This is a genomic window from uncultured Veillonella sp. (assembly GCF_934190855.1).
Taxonomy (GTDB): domain Bacteria; phylum Bacillota; class Negativicutes; order Veillonellales; family Veillonellaceae; genus Veillonella.
In genome coordinates this window covers 1-5332 of sequence record NZ_CAKPTN010000113.1, presented here as the reverse complement: position 1 = coordinate 5332, position 5332 = coordinate 1, and the positions used below count along the sequence as shown (strand labels likewise).

Below are 5332 nucleotides of genomic sequence, written 5' to 3'. Positions count from 1 at the left end.
TTGTTGTACCTTGCTTTCAGCTAATACCTCTTTTGGCAAGGTTTCTTTCAACTGTGAAAGCAACCCTTCACGTTGTTCATATTGTGCAACCAAGTGTAATTTAGATTCGTAATCGTTTAAAATATGTCGAGCACGCTGTAAATTATCGTGTACAGCCTGCCGTGATACACCTAATTCCTCAGCGATTTCGCCAAGGGACATATCGTCTTCGTGGTGAAGTTGTAAGGACATGCGTTGCTTGTCCGTCAATAATGGCCCATAGAAATCTAAGAGCAAACTTATAAGTACTCGTTCTTCCATTTCGCCACCTCCATCACTGTCAAGTCATATTACTTTACATATACTACAGCATAAAAAAAAATGTGTCAAGTAGAAATACTTAACACTTCTTTTGATTGTTATATTCCATCTAACATATAACTCCATCCGCTATATAAAGGCATTAGTTAGTTGTAAATACTGCTATATAAGATTTTATACACTATAAATGATAATTGTTTTTATATTTAACTTTTATATCTACTATTATGTGGTATAATGTAAATATCTAATATTTTCAATATGAAAGATAGGAGGTATTTTATGAATACCAAACAATATGACCTTATCGTTTTAGGTTTCGGCAAAGCCGGTAAAACATTAGCCGCTAAATTTGGCTCCATGGGCAAATCTGTAGCTATGATTGAAGAAAATCCACTTATGTATGGTGGCACATGTATTAATATTGCATGTATTCCAACTAAGACGATGATTATAGCCGCATCAAAAGGCTTATCTTACGATCAAGTATTAAACCAACGCGATGTTGTTACAACTCGTTTACGCAATAAAAACTTCGGTATGTTAGACACAAATGAACATGTCGATGTCTATACTGGTCATGGTGAATTCATTAGCAATAAAGAAATCGCCATTACTGCTGGGGAAGATAAAATCATCTTAACGGGTGAAACTATTATTATTAACACTGGTGCTGTAGCTGTTAAGCCTAACATTGATGGCATTGATAGTGCAACAGGCTTCTATAATAGTACAGAAATTCAACAATTATCCCCTCAACCAAGTACTCTAGGAGTAATTGGTGCTGGCCCTATCGGTCTAGAATTTGCCAGCCTATACGCTAAACTAGGTTCAAAAGTTACAGTATTTAATATTGAATCTAGCATCTTAAAACGCGAGGAACCAATTGTTCAAGAATTAGCTAACGAGTACTTAGCTGAACAAGGCATTACTATTCTTAACGATGTAACATTAAACTCTGTATCTAATGATGGCAATAAACCAGTTATCACTGCAAATGGTCAAAACTATACCTTTGATGCCGTTCTATACGCTACAGGTCGCAAACCAAATACAGCTAACATCGGTTTAGAGAATACAGATATCACCACTAACGAACGCGGTGCTATCGTAGTTAATGATACGTGTGAAAGTTCCGTTTCTGGCGTATATGCAGTAGGCGATGTAAACGGTGGCCCTCAATTTACCTATATTTCTCTCGATGACTTCCGCATTGTATTTGGTGCACTTACAGGTAATGGTAACTATACATTAAAAGATCGTAAAAATATTCCTTATACAACCTTCTTAACACCTCCACTTGCTCGTGTTGGTCTTACAGAAGAAGATGCTATCAACAAAGGATATACAGTTAAAACTAAAGAAATGCTCGTAGCCACAATGCCAAGAGCTCATGTAAACGACTATTTAAAAGGTGCTTTTAAAATTGTAGTAGATGCAGAAAACGATTTAATCCTTGGTGCTACACTTTATTCACAAGGTGCTGAAGAGTTGATTAATCTCATTAAAATGGCTATGGACAACAACATTCCATATACATACTTCAAAAATCAAATTTTCACACATCCTACAATGGCAGAAAATTTAAATGATCTCTGTAATTTCTAGATAAGAATAGTAACTACATAATCTAATATAATAAATAAAAGAGTCTCCCTTAACTTGAATACATGAATTAAGGGAGACTATTTTATTAATGCCTAATAATCAATTTGGAATATTAGTTATTAGTTAGCAATATATAGTTTTTAGTAATTTATTATTAATTACTCTATTTAGTTCTTTGTAAATAATCTACGAACTACAGATTGCAATTTAGGTGTCAACACAATAGCTACTACAATACCGGCTGCACTAGTAATCAAGGAGTATTGAATTTTACTTGCCGCCACAGCTGCACTTTCAAGAACAAACCACCACGCTAGGAAGTAACCAAAGGCAGTCCAAATAGCACCGATGATAAGAGCTACTAAAATACGACTAAAAGATGCGGTCGGTTTATTGATAGATGGTGGCAAATAGCCAGCTGTCATACCACCTACGATAAGACCTGCAATACCTTTAATAAAGAAGGAGAATACAATGTACTGCGTATGACCTCCAAAGAGATCAAACAGTGCAGAGCCAATAGCAGCGCCTAACCCACTATACAAACCACCAAATAGAATAGATGTCGTAAAGAGTGCCGCAGAGCCTAGGTGTACCATTGCTCCACCAGGTATTTCAATACGAATTGTTGTCGCTACTGCACACAACGCAGCAATAAAACCGATATATACAATATCGCGAGTCTTTAATTTCATAATAAACTCCTTCCTTTTTTAGAACTATACTCAGTATATCAGATGATGCACACTATAAAAATACCGAGTTTATAGGAATTAATAATTTGCAATACAATGAAACATATTAAAAACAGCACCTATATCATTCTATAGGTGCTATTTTATATTTTAGAGTATATATTCAATTAGATTTTAGCTCGTTTCAAACGAAGAGAATTACCTACAACAGTAACGGAGCTAAATGCCATGGCTGTACCGGCAATCATTGGGTTTAATGCGCCAATGGCTGCTAGTGGAATACCGATACAGTTAAAGATCAATGCCCAGAAAAGATTTTGCTTGATATTGGTCATTGTCTTACGACTGAGTCGTACAGCTTGAACCAACGTATGTAAATCGTTTCTTACAAGAACAATATCCGCCGCCTCTACAGCAATATCGGTACCACTGCCGATGGCAAAACCAATATCAGCTGTCACAAGAGCCGGTGCATCATTGATACCATCACCTACCATGCCTACTACAAGACCTTTATCTTGTAATTCTTTTACCTTGCTAGATTTATCTTGCGGCAAGACTTCTGCAATCACGTGAGTAATACCTGCTTGCTTAGCAATATATTGAGCAGTACGACGGTTATCGCCGGTGAGCATCCATACATCGATACCTTGAGACTGTAATTCTTTTACTACCTCGATAGTTTCCGGACGTAATTCATCCTCTACAGCCCACAAAGCGCTGATAACTCCATCAACAGCTAGAACAGACACAGAAGCACCTTGCTCTTCAAAGCGAAGAATATCGTCTTGAACGGAACTTAAGTCATAACCTAGTTCATTCATCCAACGACTGTGTCCAAGTTGGACAGATACGCCTTGGTATGCCCCCTGTAGACCTTTGCCAGGTACATCTCCGAAACTTTCAAGCTCTACAGCTTTACCTTTATAACCACGATCTTCACCGTAGTAAACCATAGCCTTTGCAATCGGATGAGATGTACCGCTTTCAAGAGCCATCATAATAGACATATTTGTACTTTCATCACCATTGTAATTTTTGAAAGCCGTCACATCTAGAACACCTTGTGTGAGGGTACCTGTTTTATCCATAACGATAGCATCAAGTTTACCTGCTTTTTCAAGATATTCTGCACTCTTGATGAGCACGCCATGTTCTGCACCTAGACCAGAGCCAACCATGATGGATGTTGGCGTTGCAAGACCAAGAGCACATGGACAAGCAATAACAAGAACTGCTGTAGCATTAATAAGCGCCACATTGAGAGAATCGCCCATCACAAAGTACCAAACAAGACCTGTTAAAACAGCAAGGCCAATAACTGTAGGAACGAAGTATTGCGCTACAATATCTGCAATACGTTGAATGCTCGCTTTAGAGGTTTGTGCCTCTTCTACAACCTTGATGATTTGGGAGAGCATTGTATCGGAACCGATACGCTTCGCTTCCATCGTAAAAGCACCACTCAAGTTAATTGTGGCCCCAATTACCTCGGAGCCTACTTGTTTTTCTACTGGCAAGCTTTCACCTGTAAGCATAGCTTCGTCTACCGTGGAATAACCATCAGTAATGGTACCATCTACAGGGATTTTTTCGCCTGCCCGAACTTGTAAAATATCTCCTGCCACTACTTTAGAAGTAGGAATATCTACAAACTCACCATCACGCAACACATGAGCCGTTGCAGGTTGTAAGGCAATCAATTTTTGAAGTGCTTCGGAAGTACGCCCTTTTGCAATCTCTTCTAAGAGTTTACCAAGAAGAATAAAGGTAATGAGCCACGCAGAGGTTTCAAAGTAAATGCCATGAGGTCCTAGCTCAGGATGGAACTGCCAGTTATAAATACTGAATAGATACGCCACAGTCGTGCCCATTACTACGAGCACATCCATTGTAAGTGCACCATTTTTCACGGCACTCCACGCACTCTTATAGAACATGAGGCCAGGGCCAAACTGAGCAATAGTAGCTAGAACGAACTCAACCCATACAGGCAACGCTTCAATACCAAATCGATGGAGTGTCATATTCACCATCATAGGCACAGCCATACAGGCTGCAATAATTAATCGGATAATATGAGGCTTTAAATTAACCTTTTCTATTTCTTGTTTTGTTTCATCCGCTTCAACCGCACCAAAGCCGATGTTTGTAATAGCCTCTATAATCTGTTGTGGATCTACGTTAGCTCCCTCTTTATATGTAACGCTACCTTTTCGAGTCAAAAGATTTACCTTTACAGACTCTACGCCATCTACTTTAGAAACAATGTTTTCAACGCGCTTTACACAAGCGGCACAGTGCATACCGGTAATATCAAACTCTTGTTTCTTTTTATTCATAATCTCACTTCTTTCTATATCAATATTAAAGATATATCAGCAAATAAACTACCTACCATATCTCTAACCTAAAGCGCTATAGATATACTATATTTTTAGTAAAAAAAGATTCATCTATCTTATCTATAGAGATACTATATTTCTAATAAAAAAGATTCATCTAAGAATATATTATTTAATATATGAACACTCTTACATGAGTACCCATTCATACGGCTACAATTAATATTAACATAAATTCTCATTACGTCAATATCCTACTAAATCTAAAGGATTATTCCTTTTTTATAGGGGAATTAACATTCCCCCACCTATACACAACATTCATAAATAGATTATAATAAAGTGATGATGAATAAAGATAAACTTTGATTCCAAAGGAGGTGA

Annotated in this window: 4 protein-coding genes; 1 reads left to right on the top strand and 3 read right to left on the bottom strand. The window is 37.5% G+C overall.

What is annotated here, in order from left to right:
- The coding region (gene ylxM, locus Q0F90_RS06955; protein ID WP_296004326.1) for a YlxM family DNA-binding protein at positions 1–300 on the bottom strand (300 nt) is incomplete at its 3' end.
- Between the two features lie 282 nt (positions 301–582).
- On the opposite strand from ylxM, the gene Q0F90_RS06950 reads away from it, so the two are divergent.
- Entirely contained in the window at positions 583–1908 is a 1326-nt protein-coding gene (locus Q0F90_RS06950; RefSeq protein ID WP_296004325.1) for an FAD-containing oxidoreductase, read from the top strand.
- Between the two features lie 167 nt (positions 1909–2075).
- Here the strand turns inward: Q0F90_RS06950 and Q0F90_RS06945 are convergent, their stop codons facing one another.
- Both Q0F90_RS06945 and Q0F90_RS06940 read right to left on the bottom strand, forming a co-directional pair.
- Positions 2076–2603, bottom strand: a complete 528-nt coding sequence (locus Q0F90_RS06945; RefSeq protein WP_296004324.1) for an ECF transporter S component — start codon at positions 2601–2603, stop codon at positions 2076–2078.
- Between the two features lie 167 nt (positions 2604–2770).
- Complete coding sequence (locus Q0F90_RS06940) at positions 2771–4945, bottom strand: cation-translocating P-type ATPase (protein ID WP_296004323.1); 2175 nt, start codon at positions 4943–4945, stop codon at positions 2771–2773.
- Between the last annotated feature and the right edge of the window lie 387 nt (positions 4946–5332).

Bases quoted from the DNA above. Each gene is read 5' to 3' on its own strand.
- Q0F90_RS06950 (WP_296004325.1), top strand. From the start codon at position 583: ATGAATACCAAACAATATGACCTTATCGTTTTAGGTTTCGGCAAAGCC.
- Q0F90_RS06945 (WP_296004324.1), bottom strand. From the start codon at position 2,603: ATGAAATTAAAGACTCGCGATATTGTATATATCGGTTTTATTGCTGCG.
- Q0F90_RS06940 (WP_296004323.1), bottom strand. From the start codon at position 4,945: ATGAATAAAAAGAAACAAGAGTTTGATATTACCGGTATGCACTGTGCC.